14 protein-coding genes and 2 pseudogenes are annotated in these 18,658 nt (G+C 31.6%); all 16 read right to left on the bottom strand.

The genetic code is table 11. The features are described from left to right. Nucleotides 1-91: 91 nt before the first annotated feature. The 16 genes and pseudogenes from KQI71_RS04600 to KQI71_RS04670 all read right to left on the bottom strand — a co-directional run bounded on the left by KQI71_RS04600 (nt 92) and on the right by KQI71_RS04670 (nt 18,616). The gene (locus tag KQI71_RS04600; protein ID WP_216434528.1) at nt 92-346 is read right to left on the bottom strand and encodes a hypothetical protein; all 255 of its coding nucleotides are present in this window, start codon (nt 344-346) and stop codon (nt 92-94) included. 15 nt (nt 347-361) lie between these two features. Beyond that, a complete protein-coding gene (locus KQI71_RS04605) occupies nt 362-1,822 on the bottom strand; it encodes a lipopolysaccharide biosynthesis protein (RefSeq protein ID WP_216434530.1) in 1,461 nt (486 codons plus the stop codon). Between the two features lie 26 nt (nt 1,823-1,848). After that, on the bottom strand, nt 1,849-2,937 hold the full coding sequence (locus KQI71_RS04610; RefSeq protein WP_216434532.1) for a polysaccharide pyruvyl transferase family protein: 1,089 nt from the start codon (nt 2,935-2,937) through the stop codon (nt 1,849-1,851). A 38-nt stretch (nt 2,938-2,975) separates the two neighbouring features. After that, nucleotides 2,976-3,875, bottom strand: coding sequence for a hypothetical protein (locus KQI71_RS04615; protein WP_216434533.1), 900 nt, complete (start codon nt 3,873-3,875; stop codon nt 2,976-2,978). An 18-nt stretch (nt 3,876-3,893) separates the two neighbouring features. Beyond that, the gene (locus KQI71_RS04620; RefSeq protein ID WP_216434535.1) at nt 3,894-4,907 is read right to left on the bottom strand and encodes a DUF6625 family protein; all 1,014 of its coding nucleotides are present in this window, start codon (nt 4,905-4,907) and stop codon (nt 3,894-3,896) included. 9 nt (nt 4,908-4,916) lie between these two features. Continuing rightward, nucleotides 4,917-6,155: an O-antigen ligase family protein gene (locus tag KQI71_RS04625; RefSeq protein ID WP_216434537.1), complete on the bottom strand. Its 1,239-nt coding sequence runs from the start codon at nt 6,153-6,155 to the stop codon at nt 4,917-4,919. A gap of 6 nt (nt 6,156-6,161) precedes the next feature. Next, nucleotides 6,162-7,316 (bottom strand): glycosyltransferase family 4 protein, encoded by a 1,155-nt coding sequence (locus tag KQI71_RS04630; RefSeq protein ID WP_216434539.1) that lies wholly within the window; start codon nt 7,314-7,316, stop codon nt 6,162-6,164. Nucleotides 7,317-7,326: 10 nt separating this feature from the next. Next, nucleotides 7,327-8,577: a nucleotide sugar dehydrogenase gene (locus KQI71_RS04635; protein WP_216434542.1), complete on the bottom strand. Its 1,251-nt coding sequence runs from the start codon at nt 8,575-8,577 to the stop codon at nt 7,327-7,329. A gap of 3 nt (nt 8,578-8,580) precedes the next feature. Continuing rightward, entirely contained in the window at nt 8,581-9,768 is a 1,188-nt protein-coding gene (locus KQI71_RS12955) for a radical SAM protein (RefSeq protein WP_253287942.1), read from the bottom strand. A 129-nt stretch (nt 9,769-9,897) separates the two neighbouring features. Then, nucleotides 9,898-11,025, bottom strand: a pseudogene (locus KQI71_RS12960) (glycosyltransferase); the annotation flags it as partial. Then, a pseudogene (locus KQI71_RS12965) lies at nt 10,988-12,194 on the bottom strand (glycosyltransferase family 4 protein). The pseudogenes KQI71_RS12965 and KQI71_RS12960, both read right to left, overlap by 38 nt. 7 nt (nt 12,195-12,201) lie before the next feature. Next, nucleotides 12,202-13,653, bottom strand: a complete 1,452-nt coding sequence (locus KQI71_RS04650; protein WP_216434546.1) for a sugar transferase — start codon at nt 13,651-13,653, stop codon at nt 12,202-12,204. Nucleotides 13,654-14,020: 367 nt separating this feature from the next. Then, entirely contained in the window at nt 14,021-15,490 is a 1,470-nt protein-coding gene (locus KQI71_RS04655; RefSeq protein WP_216434548.1) for an oligosaccharide flippase family protein, read from the bottom strand. A gap of 24 nt (nt 15,491-15,514) precedes the next feature. After that, entirely contained in the window at nt 15,515-16,528 is a 1,014-nt protein-coding gene (locus KQI71_RS04660) for a hypothetical protein (protein WP_216434550.1), read from the bottom strand. A gap of 5 nt (nt 16,529-16,533) precedes the next feature. Continuing rightward, on the bottom strand, nt 16,534-17,871 hold the full coding sequence (locus KQI71_RS04665; RefSeq protein WP_216434552.1) for an O-antigen ligase family protein: 1,338 nt from the start codon (nt 17,869-17,871) through the stop codon (nt 16,534-16,536). A 19-nt stretch (nt 17,872-17,890) separates the two neighbouring features. Continuing rightward, nucleotides 17,891-18,616, bottom strand: a complete 726-nt coding sequence (locus tag KQI71_RS04670; RefSeq protein ID WP_216434554.1) for a glycosyltransferase family 32 protein — start codon at nt 18,614-18,616, stop codon at nt 17,891-17,893. Nucleotides 18,617-18,658: the final 42 nt, after the last annotated feature.

Below are 18,658 nucleotides of genomic sequence, written 5' to 3' on the forward strand. Positions count from 1 at the left end.
AGCTTAATTATCTGTGAAGGGAACTAGTACATCTAACTTACGTTTCTACAGATACAGTAACTTATCAACCTATCAGTTCATTATAAAAGTCTTAGATTTTTGTCTTGACAACTGAACCATTATATATTTGCTTTTTTTCTCTCTGTCTTTTTAATGTGTCTAAATAAAAATAACCTGTTATTGGAACAGCTATTCTTGTAAGTACAGTAAAATAATTTCCTCCTTCTCCAGGAAAAGGGATATGAATACAAACAATAAAAAATGCACATATTGATTTTAATATATCAATATTATCTGCTCTGCTCTCAAAATGCTCCTCTTTTCTTCTTCCTTTGTCAATTTCCATTTATTTTATTCTTCCTTATTTATCTTTAATTGTTTTTATTAAGTTTATAAAATATGCTTTCTTTACATATAAAATAATAACCATGATTATTAATATAACATATCTTAATAACATATACTCATATACATATTCAAAAACAAACATTAATCCAATTAATCCAACACTAATTGAAATTATAGTTTTCTTATCAAATAGTGGTTCTAAAACTCCATTTTTCTTTAATACACTATTTGCAAGAATATAATGCGTTATTGATAAAACTATATAACATACCAATGTAGTAAATGCAGCTGCAATATATCCAAAAATTTTAATAAATACAGCATTTAATAGCACATTTAAAACTGCTGCTACAATAGATGCAATCATAATTTTTTTCGTTTCTTCATAATACATTTCAACAATAGAAAAAACACTATATAAAAATGTAAAAAACGAACTAATCATTACTGGTGGCATACAGTAAATTGCTTCATAATAATTTGCAGGTGCTGCAATTTTTATAATTTCTGGTGCAAAAGCTACAAACACTAACGTCAATAATGTAACTAACATTAAAATACCATTTATAACTTCTTTTATATTATTAGTGTTTTTTTCTTTTAAATTTATATACAGCCATGGTCTTAATGCATCTACAATACTTGTTTTAATCAAATTTACTACTACAGCAACTGAATATGATACACTGTATAATGCTGTTGCAGTAGCACCAATTATTGCATTAATCATTACCTTATCTGCACCAGCTAGTACTTTCAGCGATAATGTATGTGGTAATAATGGAAGATGTAATTCTAAAGCCCATTTCCAGTATTTAATTGAAAAAATAAATTTACCATTTTTTAATAACTTATACAATAAAACAATACCATATATTATCTGTACTGCAACTATAGATATTACGCGTCCTAAAGCTTGATCTTTCATTCCAAAATTCATTACAAAAACAATACCCAACAATGCATTAAATATCGCCATTGAAACAGAAACAAAAACTAAACTTTTATACTTATATTGAAATCTATTCCTCATTGACCAAAAATTAACTGCTGGGACAAAATAAATTTGCAAGCACATTAATAATAACAAATTCTTAGGTAATCCCAATATTGTTGATATTTTATCACCCAATATGCAAAAAACAACAAACAGAATTGATGTTAATACCCATGATAATTCTAATAATGATGCTTGAGCTTCATTTTTATCCTTTTCATTAAATTTGGTTAATGCACTAACATATGCACATGATTCAAGTCCAAATGTTCCAATAATTGTAAACATTTCATACCAAGTCAAATATACATTATATATTCCATATTGAGTTGTATCCATTATTCTTGTAAAAATTGGCACTGTAATGAATGCAATTCCTTTTAATAATACCGTACTCATTACAAACCATAAACTAGCCTTGACTTGTATTGGTAAATTCAAGTACATATTTATAATTTTTTTAAATTTCTTATACATTTCATTTCTCCAAAAGTACTGTCTTTTTAATTGAGATATTCCATAATATAATCAACTGATACTTTTTTTTCTTTTTCAATTTCTTTATTAATCTTATTGTAATCTGTTTCTACTTTTAATGGAACACTCTCATATTTGGCCAAATTTCTATTTTCTAAATTGAATTTACCAATAATATCATTTAATCGACTGTTTCTACTTGCTTTTCCCTTTTGCTCACCTTGTAACTCATAAAAGAAATTCTTATTATACAATATAGAAAATGAAATTCCATGAAAAGAATTTGTAAAAACAGTATTTGCATTTGCAAAATATTGTACAAACTCTTTAGGTCCACAAGAGTCTATATACTCTGCTTTATATTCTCTTTTTAAACCTGTCGAAATAATATATATTTTCATATTCATTTTCTTTGCATATTCTTCAACTTTTTGCATTAATTTATCTGATTTTTGCAAAATATAAACTAATATATATTTTTCTTTCGGTATATTAATACTTCTAGTTATTTGATTCCATTCATTTGTAGACAATAAAAACACGGGATCAATATTTTGATGCACTTCAGCTCCCATAGTTTGCAAAAAATTTACTGCCGAACTCTCTCTTACAGAAATATCATCAAAATCATTGATACTTTCTACTAATGCTTTTCCTTGTTCCTCATTCATTGATTTTCCAATACTTGCAGCATAGGACAGTTTTATTGCATCTTGAGGTACAAATTTTAATTTATATGCTAAATCATCATTTGTTAAATCTGTATTCCATACTTGGTCACTACCCACAATAAATACAGATTCATTATTCCATTTAGCTTTTTCAAGTTCTTTATAATTATAATAACTTTCTGTTAACTTACAATTTTCTTCCAAAAAATTCTGAAATAATTTTCTCTTTTTCAATGTTCTGTTCCTAAGTAAACATGATTTTAAAATATCTTTAATAGAAGCCCCTTTTCTAAATATCTTATATCTATTTTCAATTACAGGTGCCTTATAATCTATAAGCTCACATTCTGTATAAGCTGATACTTTTTTATACAATGCTACGCACTGTAATATTGCACCATAATTCAATGCATTATGAAATGTTATTGTATATACTTTTCTCATATTTTACCTTTTCTTTCTTCTCAAAATACAATTCCCTGTTAACTCTCTAAATATTTTTCCATATCAATTTTATAAAATTCAATAAGTTTTCTCAGATAAAAATCATTTTTATTTTCACCAACATTCTTATTATACAATGCAGTTTCCTTAGTTCCCTTAACAGCTATCCATCCTACATAGTTCTTCACTATTTGGCAAACTTTGTAATCATTTTTAATTTCTAAAATTTTTAGCCATAAATCATCTGTAAACGGAGCTACTTTGTAAAATTCTAAATCTACAAGATCCTCTTCTCTAAAAAATCCTTTTGGGTATAAAACTCCCCCACATCCTGTTGCAACAAGATCCTTTCTTGGAATTAAACTATATTTATCTGCATTTTCCCATTTAGCATATGGTAATATACTTCCATTTTTTATTTCCATTTTATTTGCTCTATAGCAGCACACAGTATTTGAATATTTTTTACTTTCATCTAATAATTGTTGCAAAAAATCACTTGAATAAATACAATCATCATCTACAGTTATCAAATCTCTGTCCATATATTGTTTCGCACAATAATATATCTTTTTATATGATTTTATATCTTTACAAAACTCCACTTTAAGCCCGCATTTTTGTAATTTTTTTATATTTTTAGGTAAATGTGTTTTTGAAAACTCATCTTCTGACAACCAAAGTATAACTTGGCAATTATATTTTTTCTGCCTCATTAAACTTTCTATTGTAATCCATACCCCTTCTGCTCTTACCCCATATGTTGTCAATGTAACTATTGCACTATTATTTATTTTTTTCTTTTTTAACGGAAACATCCTATATAATATTGGTATGAGATAGGATCCCATTTTTCTTACTATCTTATTTTTTAAAATTTTTATGTTACTTTTTTCATCTTCTTTACTGACAAAAAAATAAAATAAATTTGCAATCATATTTATATACTCCTAATCTTATTTAATCTTCTCTGACCTAATTGCATTTTTCGAATTTTTTCTTTCTTTTTTATTTCTAATTTTTGTTTTCACAGCCTTTAAAACTTTTTTAGGAGTTAGCTTTTTTCTTCTTTGATACGCCACACTTAAATAAAAATGTAATGCTGAACAATGTCCATGTTTTTTTATATATTTATAATCAATTACTTTATCTTTATTTTCCAATACATCTGGATAAATTACAAGGGATTTTCCTTCTTCATAAGAATTTGCTTTATATTTCATCGGCCTACAGAAGAAATGTAAGTACATATATTCTTCTGTATATATTTTTTTGTCTTTCAGATACTTTCTTTGTAATTTCCCATTCTCCCAAACAAATATCTGATATTTATTCTTATAATCATCACTTTGTGGCAAATGCCCTAAGAAGAAACTTGTTTCAAACATATCTAAATGTGCAAAATTTGTTTCTCTAAAATACGGAATTTTTAGATAATCATATATATCACAAATTCCAACTTCATCAAAACAATATCCTTTTTCATTTGTAAATGCTTCTTTATAATTTATTTTATTAGGAACTATAGTTTTATATCTAGAATTGACTTCATCATTATTTCTATACAATGTTGAATGTCCCTGAAATCCAATTTTTTCATAGTTACCTAAGAGATCATCTGTCAAAAATTTTCTTATATCACCCCAGATCATGTCCATATCACAATGACCCCAAAAGTCATAATTTTTTAATTCTTCTTTAAAAATTTCGCCAAATGCAGGTCTATACTCACATATTTTCCATGGACGATCTAAATATATTTCAAACTCAAAATTCTCTTGAAAACGAGCTTTCATTTTTTCAAATGTTGTGTAATATACTTTGACATTTTCTGGATAATCATAATTTGATCTATCATCTGTAAATAATAGCCAATCTACTGTCTTATTTGTTTTACATGTCGCTAACCATGCTTTAAAACCAATCGGCATTCTTCCAAAATACGGAATTATATATGCTATTTTAAACATTTTTTTCTCCTACACTATATAATTATTCTTTATTCTTTTTTGATAAAAAAGAATTGCTCCATATGAAATCATAAATAAATTAAAAGTCTGCTCATCATATAACGGATTTCCTGTCATTCCATAAATAGTAAAAAAATATACATAAAATGATGCAAAATATAGCAAAATACCATCTTTACCTACATATTTAGACTTATTATCCGCATATACATTTAACACTTTTGTTGCCGTAATCACACCATATAATATTAGCCCAACAAATAATACAAAACCAACTATACCCGTTTCTGCTAACAATTGAAGATATATATTATGTGAATCATGGCCTACTATTTTTGACATGTTTTTCCATCCGCAACCAAATATGGGATTTTCCAAAAACTTTTTCCATGATGCAACATACATCACATTTCTTCCCATTAACATATCTCCTGATTCTGTTGCTTCCTCAAACCGTTGAAAAGTATTTGATAATGCTGGCATTAAATTAACTGCAAATTCGAACACAACGCTAATAATTATTGCTATTAAAATTATTTTTAATAATCTATTACCTTTTTGTTCTTTATTACTAATCCAATATACAATAAAACAACTTGCAATCGAAAACACTAAGTGTGCTCTTTTTCCCGTTAATAGTAATGCTCCTAAAACAAATGCCATTGCTAATATTACAAATCTCTTTTTTACTTTCGTTAAAGAATTCGACAAGTAAATGGAATAAATTGCTCCTATACCCATTGCTAAATAAATTCCGTTTGTACTATAATGTGCTGTTAATCCAGGATAACAATGTGTTGTTATCATATTTAACGCTGTTTGCCGAGCATAATCTGCAAATTTTGGTACAACAATATTCACATAAATACTAGGATTAAAATAAAAGAAAAAAGTAAAAAAGGCATAAAAAACTCCATAAAAAAATATAACTCTAACTGTATACTCTTTTGCCCCACCACTTTGATAATAACAATATAAAAGAATCAAACCTACAAAAAATCCTATTATCTGCCCTAAATCCAAAGATACGATTACAAATATTGCTGCAAAACACCATAAAATAAATGACAATCTCTGACTAACTTTAATTTTTGTATATGAACCATATAATAAACACATCAATCCAAAAATAGCAAATATATATGCAACATACGTATTTTTAAATATCGTAATTCTAAAATCTACTGTTAATGAAAAAAATAGCAATATCCAAATTCCTATTTTTTTTATTGATTCTCTCTTTATCAATTATTCTCACCTACTTATATTTTTATAATTTTCTATAATTTTTTCTACTATTCTATCCCAAGTAAAATTTTTCTTTATACTTTCATATGCATTTTGTGAAATAATGGCTAGATTTTTCTTATCCTCATAAACATCGATAATTTCATTTACCCATGCGTTTACATTATTCTTTTCAATAACCACTCCATTATTATCATTAATTAACGTACTTGATCCACCATTTTCTGTTGTCAACACAACATTTTTATAATACATTGCTTCCAACAAAACCATACCAAAAATTTCATATTCTGTTGGCAATAAAAATATATCAGCAAGTGCATATATTTTTGATAAATATTTTTGTTCCATTTTCTGTTGATATACAATCTTATCTCTTATATCTAATTTTTCTGCCAGCGCCCATACCATGTCTTTATATGACTGATCACCATCGCCAATCATATAAAGAACTACATTATTATTTCTTTTTAATACTTCAGCATAAACTTTAAGAATAAATGGTATATTTCTTCTTTCCTCAAACCTACCGATGTATAATAATTTCAACTTATTTTCATTAGCACACATATTCCTATAAAGTTCGCTATCTGGTTCTTCATTATCATTCCGGCTAGATAACATTTCCGTATCAATTCCTACACCCACTACTGAAACATTTTCCTCTTTTATACCTTTATTACATAAAAATTCTTTTGCCAATTTACTTTTCACCATAAATTTGGTTTCATTTTTGATATATTTTTTCAAAAAAAACATATCAAAAATTTTACACATTTTATTATATCTTTTATTAAATTTTGAAAAGTATGGTCCATGATAAATTATTGTTTTTTGAGGATATTTTTTTGCTAAAATCCACGCTTGCATTTGATTATATTCACATGGTTGTAAAATATCATATTTCTCAAACAACTCTTCACATCCATTATAAATTGTATTTTTTAATAAGGTTTTTCCATGTCTATAAAAAACTCTGATTGATTTATCCTCATCAACTTGAATATCTACATCTTTTTCTTCCTTATCAGTCCAAAATATAATATCACAAATATGGCCTTTTCTTACCAATGCTTTTGCAAGCCCTACTTCCTGTATATTATATGTATTATTTTTAACATCCATATAACTAGGAAAATTTCGAATAATCAATATCCTCATATAACACCTCTTAATCTCGCCCAAAAATATCCCTTGTATACACTTTTTCAGATACATCATCTAAACAATCATCGTATCTGTTAGCAATTATGGCATTGCACTGTTTCTTAAATCTATTTAAATCGTTTACAACTTCACTTCCAAAAAAAGTACTTCCATTTTCCAATGTTGGTTCATAAATAATAATCGTAGCACCTTTTGCTTTTACTCTCTTCATTACACCCTGAATACTACTTTGTCTAAAATTGTCAGAATTACTTTTCATTGTCAAGCGAAAAATTCCTATTATACATGATTTTTCTTGTTGACTAGAATAATTATTAGCTTCAGAATAATTATAGTATCCTGCCATCTTTAATACTTGATCTGCAATAAAGTCTTTTCTTGTCTTATTACTTTCTACAATTGCACTCATCATATTCTGTGGTACATCTGCGTAATTAGCTAAAAGCTGTTTTGTATCCTTAGGTAAACAGTAACCACCATATCCAAATGAAGGATTATTATAATGATTTCCAATTCTAGGATCCAAGCAAACCCCATTAATAATCTGTTTTGTATCTAAATTCTTACTTTCACAATAAGTATCTAATTCATTAAAATAGCTAACTCTTAATGCTAAATATGTATTAGCAAATAACTTGACTGCCTCAGCTTCTGTAAATCCCATAAATAAAGTATCAATGTCCTCTTTTATTGCACCTTCCTGCAATAATTCTGCAAATACATGTGCTGCTTTCACTAATTTATCATCGTTTAAATCTGTTCCTACAATAATTCTACTTGGATACAAATTGTCATATAAAGCCTTTGATTCTCTTAAAAATTCTGGACTAAAAATGATATTTTCACAATCCATTTTTTTTCTAATTTCTGCTGTATACCCTACTGGAATCGTAGATTTAATTACCATAATTGCATCCGGATTATTCTTTTTAACCAAACTAATTACAGCTTCCACTGCACTTGTATCAAAATGCTGAGTTGCACTATCATAATTAGTCGGTGCCGCAATAACAACAAAATCTGCATGTTTATATGCATCATCTGCATCTAATGTTGCTTTCAAATTTAATTTTTTCTCTTTTAAATATTTTTCAATATACTCATCTTGTATTGGTGATTTTCTTTGATTAATTAAATCAACTTTCTCTGACACGATATCTACAGCCGTAACATTGTGATTTTGGCTCAACAATGTTGCTATACTTAATCCTACATATCCTGTTCCTGCTACCGCAATATTATACTGTCTTTTCATCTTCTACTTCTCCATCTGTGCCGCAATATCCGCATCCACAATTTCTTCTCCACTCTTACCAACTAACTGCTCCTTAGAAGCCGCAGACAATCCATCATTGATTGTTGCACACATATCACATGTAGAGCACTTATCCAATTCTTCCTTTGTAACAATTCCCTTCTTATAATCACGAACAATCTTATTCTCATACATGCTATATTTTTTCTTCTTAAAGAAACGTAAGAATTTATGTTTCACAACCCAAAGAGCAGGAACCCAAATATACTTATGCATCGCAGGTGATACGGAACCGATCATCCAACAGTCACGATCACAGCAACGAACTTTCTTACGAACTTCTTCTGCTTCTTTGCTATTCCATAATTCATTCCAGCTCTGTTCATTTAAGTTACCCATAACTTCTTTATCTTTTGTTCCGTTACATGGCATAACATCACCATATGGATCGATAAAGAATGTATCAAAACTCATATCACATGGAAGTAATCTCTTCTGTCCATAAATATAGTTGATCAGTCCATGGTTAAAGTAAGCACGGAACCATTTCTTTGGTGAATTGCTGTTTAACAGTTCATTTACTAAGTTTTCAAACTGTTTTGCAACCATTGGACGGTTTTTGATGATATTCTTTGCTTCTACAAAGTAAAAACTGTTATGTAAGGAAGCCGTTGCAAATTCCATTCCCATCTTATCGGAAATCTTATAAAGTGGTACTAAGTCTTTACAGTTTGCATCCTGTACTGTCATACCAAATCCAACGTCTTTCATACCCATCTGTCTTAATTTCTTTAATGTTGTATATCCACGCTGAAATCCATTTTCTAATCCACGGATCTTGTTATTTGTTTCTTCTAATCCTTCGATAGAAATACGAATTCCGACATTAGGAAACTCTTTACACAGATCTACAATGCGATCTGTAAAGAAACCATTTGTTGAAATAACGATACGATCGGATTTTTTCTGTAATTCACGTACAACATCTTTTAAGTCTGTACGGATAAATGGTTCTCCACCAGTAATGTTTGTAAAGTACATTGGTGGTAACTTCTTAATTGTTTCTAAGCTAATTTCTTCATCTGGTGTAGATGGTTTCTTGTAACGATTACACATATTACATCTTGCGTTACAACGATATGTAACAATAACTGTACCATTTAATTTCTTAACTTTCTTATCTTTACTCATATTTTTTTCACTCAACTTCCCTTTTTGTTTATTTGCTGCTCGATTGCCTCGAACTCTTCCTGTATAAATCTTCATCAACTTCTCATAATACTCATCGATCGTATCAAAACTAATATTTTTACAATTTTCTGTATAAGAAGCTGTTAATTCCTTATCTTCCCACAGATGTTGGATCTTTTCTTTCAGATCCGCTGTATCTGCACTTTCAAATAATTCTCCTGTTTTTCCTTCCTGAATCAGCTCTGGAATTCCACCAATGTTCGCTCCTAATACTGGAGTTCCATACATCTGTGATTCCATCACTGAGAATGGGCAGTTTTCATACCATTCAGATGGATAAATAGAAAATCTTGCTTCTCTGATCAGTTTTTCTAAGTCTTCTCCTGTCTGAAATCCGACATTCTTAATGTTTGGAATTCCTTCAATTTGATCTTCTAATGGACCAGTTCCAGCAAAAATAAATGGAACATCTGGTAATGACTCACATACATTAATTAAAGTTCCAATTCCTTTTTCTTCAGAGAATCGTCCAAAATACAGAATATAGTCTTTTTTCTCTGTATTTTTCCATTCTACTTTATCAATAAAGTTATGTAATGCGATTGTTTTCTTTGCAAACAATGGATTACTGTCTAACTTTTCTTTCATAAAATGACTGCAACAGATCATTACATCAATATATTTGTAAGTTCCTTTTAATTTCCAGAACTCTGCTTCCATCGTTCCAACTGCACTCTTAGCAGTGCTTCCATGGATACATTTTCCTTTTGTACAATTTAAGAAATGTCCACCTAAACATTTTTCACAGTTTTCGTGTGTGTTTGGATTGTTACACATATGGTTTGGACAGACAAGCTGATAGTCATGTGCTGTAAATACGATTCTACAGTTCTTTCCTGTCTGTTTTCTCCATTTCTGGATTTCTACAATAATACTTGGTGTCAATTGATAGTTAAAATTATTGATGTGACACACATCTGGCTGAAAATCATCCAGTACCTGTCTGATCTTTGTTCTTGCTTCTTTGGAATAGATTGTTTTTAATGGATATGTTAACTTTGCAAGTTTATTTCCCCCATGAAAATCCATATCTGATGTATAAGCATCTGCACTATTTCCTACACATCTTCCTTCATGTTCCATACCAAAGAACTCTACTTTATGTCCCTGTTTTTCTAAATATTCTCCCAATTTGAAGATATATGTTTCTGATCCACCATTAGGATACAGAAATTTGTTTATCATTAAAACTTTCATCTGATTTTCTCCCTTTTTTATACAACTTTAATGTCTGATTTACCACATCATTCCAATTATATTTTTTACAAATAAATTCTGTTGCTTCTGCTTTATATTTTTGAGCAAGATCTTTATTATCACAAATCATTTGAAGTTTTTCTTTTAAGTCATCTACATCACTTTTCCTAAATAGAACTGCTTTATCTTCTACAACATCCGCTATCTCAGCAATATCTGATCCAATAACTGCATTTCCAAAACTCATTGCTTCTAATAGACTCAATGGCATTCCTTCTAAGTTTGATGGCAATACATAAATATAAGCATTACTATAAATTTCATTTAAAAGTTTCCCAGATACAAATCCTGTAAATATAATATTAGGATCATTTCCTGCTAATTTTTTCAGTCTTTGAACGTAGTCATCGGTATCACTTGTATCTCCTGCAATTACTAGTTTCTTATCGGTATCCAATTGTTTATAAGCTTCTATTAAATAATGAATTCCTTTTTCTTCTGTTAATCTAGAAAGAGAACATATATAATCGTCTTTTTTTTAAGCCAAATTTTTCTGTAATAAGATTTGCCTCTAATTTCTTTGGCTTCGATACTCCATTTGGTATTAAAATAGTATCTCTTCCATAAGTTTGCTTAAAATAATCTTGAACGCCTTTACTTAATACAATAATTTCATCTGCATATTTTACAGCAACTTTTTCACCAAATTTAATATATTTTGATCCTAATCCTGATTTCCATTTATCTCTGGCCCAGTCTAATCCATGAATTGTAACAATACATCTTTTTCGAAAAAGTTTTGGAATCCAAAGTGCTGCACACGGCCCTTCTGCATGAAAATGAACAATATCATATTTCCCAAGAGCTGCATGAATAGCAGCAGAAAAAGAGGACGTCATTGCTGCAAGTCCTCTTTTATTAATTGTAAGAACTCTTTTTAACCGTACGCCCTTGTACTTATCTTTTTTTACTGTTTTTACATACTCATGTTCTACTTTATCTCCTGAACGGTTAAAACAGGTAACTTCATGTCCTTGTTTTACCATCAGCGGACACATAGTCGTTAATACAAGCTCAATTCCTCCTCGTCTGGATGGAACAACTTTATGCCCAATCATCGCAATTCGCAATTTTCTTGTTTTTTTCTGCATTGATACTCCCTTTTTCATATTTTCTCTACATCGAACCTTCTTTTTTAAATACAATCAGAACCGTCTTAAACAAGATTTTAATATCAAGTCCAAGGTTCCAGTTGTTGATATATTCTTTATCCAGTCTTACGACTTCCTCAAAATCGGTAATATCACTTCGTCCGCTGACCTGCCACATCCCTGTAATTCCAGGCTTAATTGCAAGTCTGGCTCTGTGATGCAATTCATATAAGTTTGTTTCTGAAATAAGGGGTGGTCTTGTTCCAACGATCGACATATCACCTTTTAATACATTAAAGAACTGAGGGAATTCATCCAAACTGGTTCTTCGGATAAAGTCTCCGATTCCGGTTTTATGACTGCCATCTGGCAGAATCTTATTTCCGATTACTCGAGGATCAAAATCCATTTTAAACATCTTTGCATCGCCTAGCTTATTTTGTGCCATCAATTCTGCCTTGCGTTCCTCAGCATCCATATACATACTTCGGAATTTATACATCTTAAATTTTTTCCCATTTTTTCCGACACGTTCTTGTGAGAAGAAAATCGGCCCGGGAGATGCTATGTAAATGGCAGGCGCAACAAAAACGAAAATAATACCGGTTAAGATACATCCGACAATTCCTGCTGCGATATCCATCAGTCGTTTCATCAGCAGTGCCCTTGTCGATGCATAATTCATACTTGTCGTAAGCACGGTATAATTTCCGACTCTTTCTACTAATTGTTTTTTTCCTGGTACGTTATCGACCTTGGCAAGTGTCAGATGAACGGTAACTCCGGTTTCCATCAACTGATCCAGCAGTTCCTGTGGATAAGAATCAAGACCAGAGGTAACAACCAGCACTTCATCAATCCATTCCTGACAGATATACATCGGTGCACTTTCTTCGTTTGCAACAACCGGTACTCCGCAGATTTCCTGTCCAATCATATCACTGTCAATAACAGCGACCCCATGGATCATATATCTTGCATAGTTGTGTTCCTGCATATTTCTCACAACATTTTCTGCAATGTCCTTGGTCGTAATAATCATTAGGGAACAATCTTTTCCCTCTTCCATTTCTTTTTTCAAAATGGCTTTGCGAAATTCTCTCACTAGATAAGTCAGTCCGATATACAAGAAGATCATGAGAATAAAAGAAAGTCTGGAATATTCCTGTCCTTCCTGGATCAGGAACAGATATAAGATCGTAATCGCTCCTACAATCACCGAATGTTGCACGGTAATGACAAAATCACGATATCTCCCTCTTTTTAATACATTTTTTAATGTATCAAAGGAAAATATAACAACAACATCCGCTAATTCAAGGAAAATTGCTGTGTTTCGATAAAGCAATGTTCCATAAGGATTCCACCCATAGCCGCTGAAAGCATAGGCAAGCACAAAAGCAACTTGCAGACAGATCATGTCCAATAAGATGAAATCATAGTGTTTTAACCATCCACCTGATTCTTTTCGATACATAAATTTCTCTCTTTCCCTTTATTTTTTCAGATAAATATAGAAAAAGCTCTTATTCTTATGATGAAAAGAAGAGCTATAAGATTTTTATTTATTTTTACCCCTATTTTATAATCCTAAAAAAATCCCACTTTTATTTATCACGTATACTAAAATAGCATTTCCTAATTGAAAGATCAAGGAATTTTACATAAATTTGCCATTTCTCATAGATTCATGACAGAAAATGTCTCTATTTTTTTATAAATCATAGAATTTACTTTTTTGTCTCTGTTTTTTTCGTGGATATCAAATGTCATAAAAGCCCTTCCATTTGTTATAAAAAAAACAAATGCCTGATATGATGAACATATCAGGCATCGTGATTTTTTTATAAAGGACTTCGTTCTTTAAATTGTTCAAAAATTTGTACAATTAGTTCTTCTTTTGTAATGAGAAGAAGAATTCCATAAATTCCAAAGAAAATACAAGCTGAAATTAGTAAGTTTAAGAAATAGCCATGAGCTCCAACTAACATCTTGATTGCAATTAATCCTGCAGATGCAAAGATCAATGCCAAAACAACTTTTCCAGCGTCTTTCCAATTTACCTTTACATAATGGAGTTTATTTTTCATTTTCATTTGTAGAATCTGTACAAGGAGTACAACAGCTTCTGCGACTGCTGTTCCAAGTGCTGCTCCAGCTGCTCCAATCTTTGGAATAAAGATCACATTTAGGATCAGATCAACGATCGCCCCTGCAACGGTCGACAATACCGTACAGGTTTCCAGACCAAGAGGAATTAAAATCTGCATACCAGTAATATTACTCAGTCCAATAAAGAAAATCGTCGGTGTAATGATAATCATGGCTGGTGTTGCCTTTAAGAAGCCGCTTCCTGCTAAAAATCCAATCGTATCTTTTGCCTCAAACATACAAAAAACTGTTAATGGCAGTGCAGAGACAATCACAAATTGAAACGCTTTTTTAATGATTCTTCGAAACTCCTCTTTCATATCATTCTCTATATAATAGGAAGCTCTTGGTAACAGGACCGTTCCAAGTGCCGTTACAAGGCTGACTAAGAGGTTTTTCATCTTTGTTGCTGCTGCATAATATCCTGTCTGCACATCATTGGTCATAAATCCAAGCATGACGGTGTCAAGGCTTGTATAAATCGTTGTTGCTACCGAAAACATGAAAAAGACCATAATGGGTTTCAGATGTCTTCGAAAATCATATGGCCTGACTGGTTTGCATATGATATATTTTCGAATCCGAATAAAATTTAGAATATTCGATCCAACGGTTCCGACAACGTTAACCCCTGCATACAAAATGTAATCTTCCCTTTGATGGATGAATAAGAACATCAGAATCACGGACAACGCCTTGAACGCAAGGTTTCGATAAGTAATATAGCCATATTCCTCTACCGCCTGATAAAACCATTCCATTCCGATCGTTGTCAGAAGGATCATTGTAGAAGACAGGTAAATAATCGCGGTCCTTCCCTGCAGCGTTGGAATTTCAAAAACAAGGATCGCCATAACGATATAAGCAATCACAGTTGTAATGGAACTAATGATCAGTAATTCCTGTACGGTCCGGCTCAATTTTTCTCGGTTATCACGACATTGTGCGCATACACGAATTCCATAGGTCGGGATTCCAAGCATCGCTGCCATGGAAAAATATCCAACAAAGGCACTGGCAAAGTTCACCTGACCGATTCCTTTTGCACCAAGCACACGGGTAACATAAGGAAAGGTGATCAGTGGGAAAATGAAAGAGGACATTTTTAAGATACTGTTCATAATAAAATTGTATTTTACCGAATGTGTTTTTTTCTCTGACATTTTTATTTCCTTCCAGTTTGGCGTTTATTTTTGAAAGAAGCTGACTGCTTCTTTGAATGCTTTTTTAATATAGGCGCCTTCTTCGGTTTCTTTGGCAAGCTTTTCTAAATTTTTAAGATAGCGGTTGTACTGTTCTTCTGTTATCTGACTTAATTTTTCACTAATTTCATCAAAATGGCGGATCGTAAATCCGATTTCATGTTCTTTGACAAAAGAAGCTAATGCTGCTTGTTCCCAGATAATGATCGGGAGATTGCTTCGAATGTAGAGAGAGACTTTATGCGGATTGTTATATCTTAAATAATTTCCTGTGTTTCCTTCACACTCTTTTGCAGACTGCCCGTCCCATACAAGGCCAAAGTCTCCTTCCAGCTTTTCTGGGAGCTCATCTGCTTCAAAACTTCCTTTATAATTAACATTATCGTTTTGTTCATAATTGACTCCATAAGCATTGATACAATACGCATCTGCTTTTTCAGAGCGATAAATATAACCGGCTTTTTCTTTTGCCAGGTTTCCTGCAACGACCACTTCATACTTCTCTTTTTTCTGGAAAGTTCGTTCTGGGATTGCATCAGTTTCGCCTTTATAATCAAAAACTCCAAGGACTACCATCCGTGTTGTCAATCCATGTTCCAAAAGCCACTGCTTCATTTTTTTATTATGTACAATCACTACCTGGAAACGATTTAGTCCCGCTACTTCCTTTTGTACAAGTTCAGCGCTTTCCTGATCTCTCAGGCTGTTAATATCATGAATCACTGCAATTTTAAATCCTTTGACCTTAGAGATCCATTCTGTTCCATTGAATGGCTTACGAAGATATAATGGCCAATGAATCAAAACGACATCGTCTTCTTTGACTTCCTTGATGACCTTGCGCTGATTGCTTTTAATTTCCATCTGTGCAATCCCTTTTTGGTCATGCTGGAATAAGAAAACTTCTTTTTCTGGTTTTAAAAAGAAATTAATATCTCTTCTTGCCTTAGAACCTGCCGTTTTCCCTGGCAGCATAATATCATCGATTATATAAAACACGCTGTTTACCTCCTTTTACGAACACTAATCTTTTTCTGTTTATGTTTTTTCTTTGGTTTCTTATCCTTTTCATCTTTATGTTTCGCAACAATTTTGATATTTGTTTTTACTTTAATTCCTGCATTGATCAGTTTGTTTCTTAAAACATCTGACTCTTCCATCATATTCAATGTTGGAACTAATGCAAGGAATGCATTGAATGCGATACGGTCTTCTAATCCTTCCATCAGACCAACCAATAAGAATCCGAAGAAACAACATACCATAAATCCCTTGATTCTTAGATTCTCTTTTAATTTTAATCGGTTCATTACAACAAGAATCATAATACACCATAAAACAGCTCCGACAATTCCGCCTTTTAACAAGATATCAAGGAAAGAGTTATGGGAATAATAGTTGTTATTCCATAAATAAGTGATTCCACTTCCCTGTCCAAAGATTGGGCAGCGAAGCAACTGTGCAATCGCTGTGTTCCAATAATAACGACGGTCAGTAAATGTTGATGCCTTATTCAGGATCTGAAACAGCGGCTTCATAAAGGAAATCTGGTTTAAGAATACAATGATGACTTCCAGTATCATATAAACAACAAACAAAAGATTGACATTTAATAATTTATTAACAAACTTTCTCTCGGATGCGAAGCATAAATATAAAATAATCAATAAGGTTGCTACAACTCCGGAACCAGATTCATAATACATCTGCATCACAAAAATAACCGCAGTTGTAAGGAATGGTCCAATTCCTCTTGGGAAGATATTATGATATAACACGCAAAATACAATCGTAAGAATAAAGATCAGCGTGATCGTATTATCTTTTCCAAGGAAATTAACTCGTGCACTGTTGTCTGTGGCATGGTTTAATCCATGTGGAAAGATGACCGTTAAGATGGCATTTAGCCATATCATCAGCGAAAAGAAGTAAAAATTCATCTTGATAAACAATTTTGGATATTGCTTTCCATAACGGATGTAAATAAAGTAAATTCCTAAAAAGTTTGCAATATCAACGACTCGCTCTCCGATCATTTCCTGATTTTTGACACTGGAATATAATAACAGTGCCTCATAAATACAAATAATGATTAAACCAAAATCAATGGTTGGTTTTTTCAAAAAGTCTTTTACATATTTTCCAAATACAAAAAGAAAAGCTGCGATTCTCCATATCGTAAATATGGTATTTACCCATGAATCACTCAGCATTTCAGATATAAAGTCCGGCCGAAAAAATGGAATGATCAAAAGTATCATCATCACTCCATTATAAAATCTTTTTTTTAAAGCGTTCTTATAATTCTTATAACTCAGCCCTTGCCCTATCATCTCGTTCATTTTTACTTCCCTCATCAACTTATCTAAATTTTGAAATCTTTTTCTTGATCCAAAGAATTTTGTCCTCTCCTATCAGACGAGCGATTTTTCGCTTTGTTCTCTGTGACCCTGATGTCCATGTCGCACTATAATGGTGAATCGAAATTGTTTTATCACAAAACAAATTCGCCACTTGACTCCCTGAAGAATATGGATCCATATATTCCGGAGAAAGGACCATGACATTATTCAGCAATTCTGGCTCTGCTGTTTTTGTAAATCCCTGTTCTTTTAATACGTTTGTATTTAGGATCGGACAAGCCAGCTCTTCCATCTTCTCCTGTTCAAAGGTCGTCTTTTCATATTCACCAAGCATTGCCTGAATGACAGAATTTCCCTTTTCTGCCCCAAATCCAAGCCCTGTATTGACTTCCCCGCTTTGCTGTCTTGCAAGGAAGCAGGAATATTTTAACATAGGATCCAGACTTTTTACAACTTCTACATCGGTATCAAGATAGATTCCGCCATGTTCGTATATAACTTTCAGCCGCACAAAATCAGATACAAATGCCCATGCTTTTGCATCATAAGCAGCTTTTGCAAACGGAAATTCTTCAATTGGAACATTGGATTCATCCCATCGTTTGATTTCATAATCCGGACACATCTTTTTCCATGTTCGAATGCATTTTTCAACATCTGCCGGTAATGGTTTTCCTCCAAACCAGCAGTAATGTATTGTTTTTGGTATCCTGTTCTCTTTCATTGAAATTTTACTTCCTCCATAAAATCTTACATCAATTCATTG

The sequence above is a fragment of the Anaerostipes sp. MSJ-23 genome (assembly GCF_018918155.1).
In the GTDB taxonomy this organism is placed as follows: Bacteria; Bacillota; Clostridia; order Lachnospirales; family Lachnospiraceae; genus Anaerostipes.

Bases quoted from the DNA above. Each gene is read 5' to 3' on its own strand.
- KQI71_RS04610 (WP_216434532.1), bottom strand. From the start codon at position 2,937: ATGAGAAAAGTATATACAATAACATTTCATAATGCATTGAATTATGGT.
- KQI71_RS04600 (WP_216434528.1), bottom strand. From the start codon at position 346: ATGGAAATTGACAAAGGAAGAAGAAAAGAGGAGCATTTTGAGAGCAGA.
- KQI71_RS04605 (WP_216434530.1), bottom strand. From the start codon at position 1,822: ATGTATAAGAAATTTAAAAAAATTATAAATATGTACTTGAATTTACCA.
- KQI71_RS04665 (WP_216434552.1), bottom strand. From the start codon at position 17,871: ATGAACGAGATGATAGGGCAAGGGCTGAGTTATAAGAATTATAAGAAC.
- KQI71_RS04635 (WP_216434542.1), bottom strand. From the start codon at position 8,577: ATGAAAAGACAGTATAATATTGCGGTAGCAGGAACAGGATATGTAGGA.
- KQI71_RS04655 (WP_216434548.1), bottom strand. From the start codon at position 15,490: ATGTCAGAGAAAAAAACACATTCGGTAAAATACAATTTTATTATGAAC.
- KQI71_RS12955 (WP_253287942.1), bottom strand. From the start codon at position 9,768: ATGAGTAAAGATAAGAAAGTTAAGAAATTAAATGGTACAGTTATTGTT.
- KQI71_RS04630 (WP_216434539.1), bottom strand. From the start codon at position 7,316: ATGAGGATATTGATTATTCGAAATTTTCCTAGTTATATGGATGTTAAA.
- KQI71_RS04615 (WP_216434533.1), bottom strand. From the start codon at position 3,875: ATGATTGCAAATTTATTTTATTTTTTTGTCAGTAAAGAAGATGAAAAA.
- KQI71_RS04670 (WP_216434554.1), bottom strand. From the start codon at position 18,616: ATGAAAGAGAACAGGATACCAAAAACAATACATTACTGCTGGTTTGGA.
- KQI71_RS04620 (WP_216434535.1), bottom strand. From the start codon at position 4,907: ATGTTTAAAATAGCATATATAATTCCGTATTTTGGAAGAATGCCGATT.
- KQI71_RS04650 (WP_216434546.1), bottom strand. From the start codon at position 13,653: ATGTATCGAAAAGAATCAGGTGGATGGTTAAAACACTATGATTTCATC.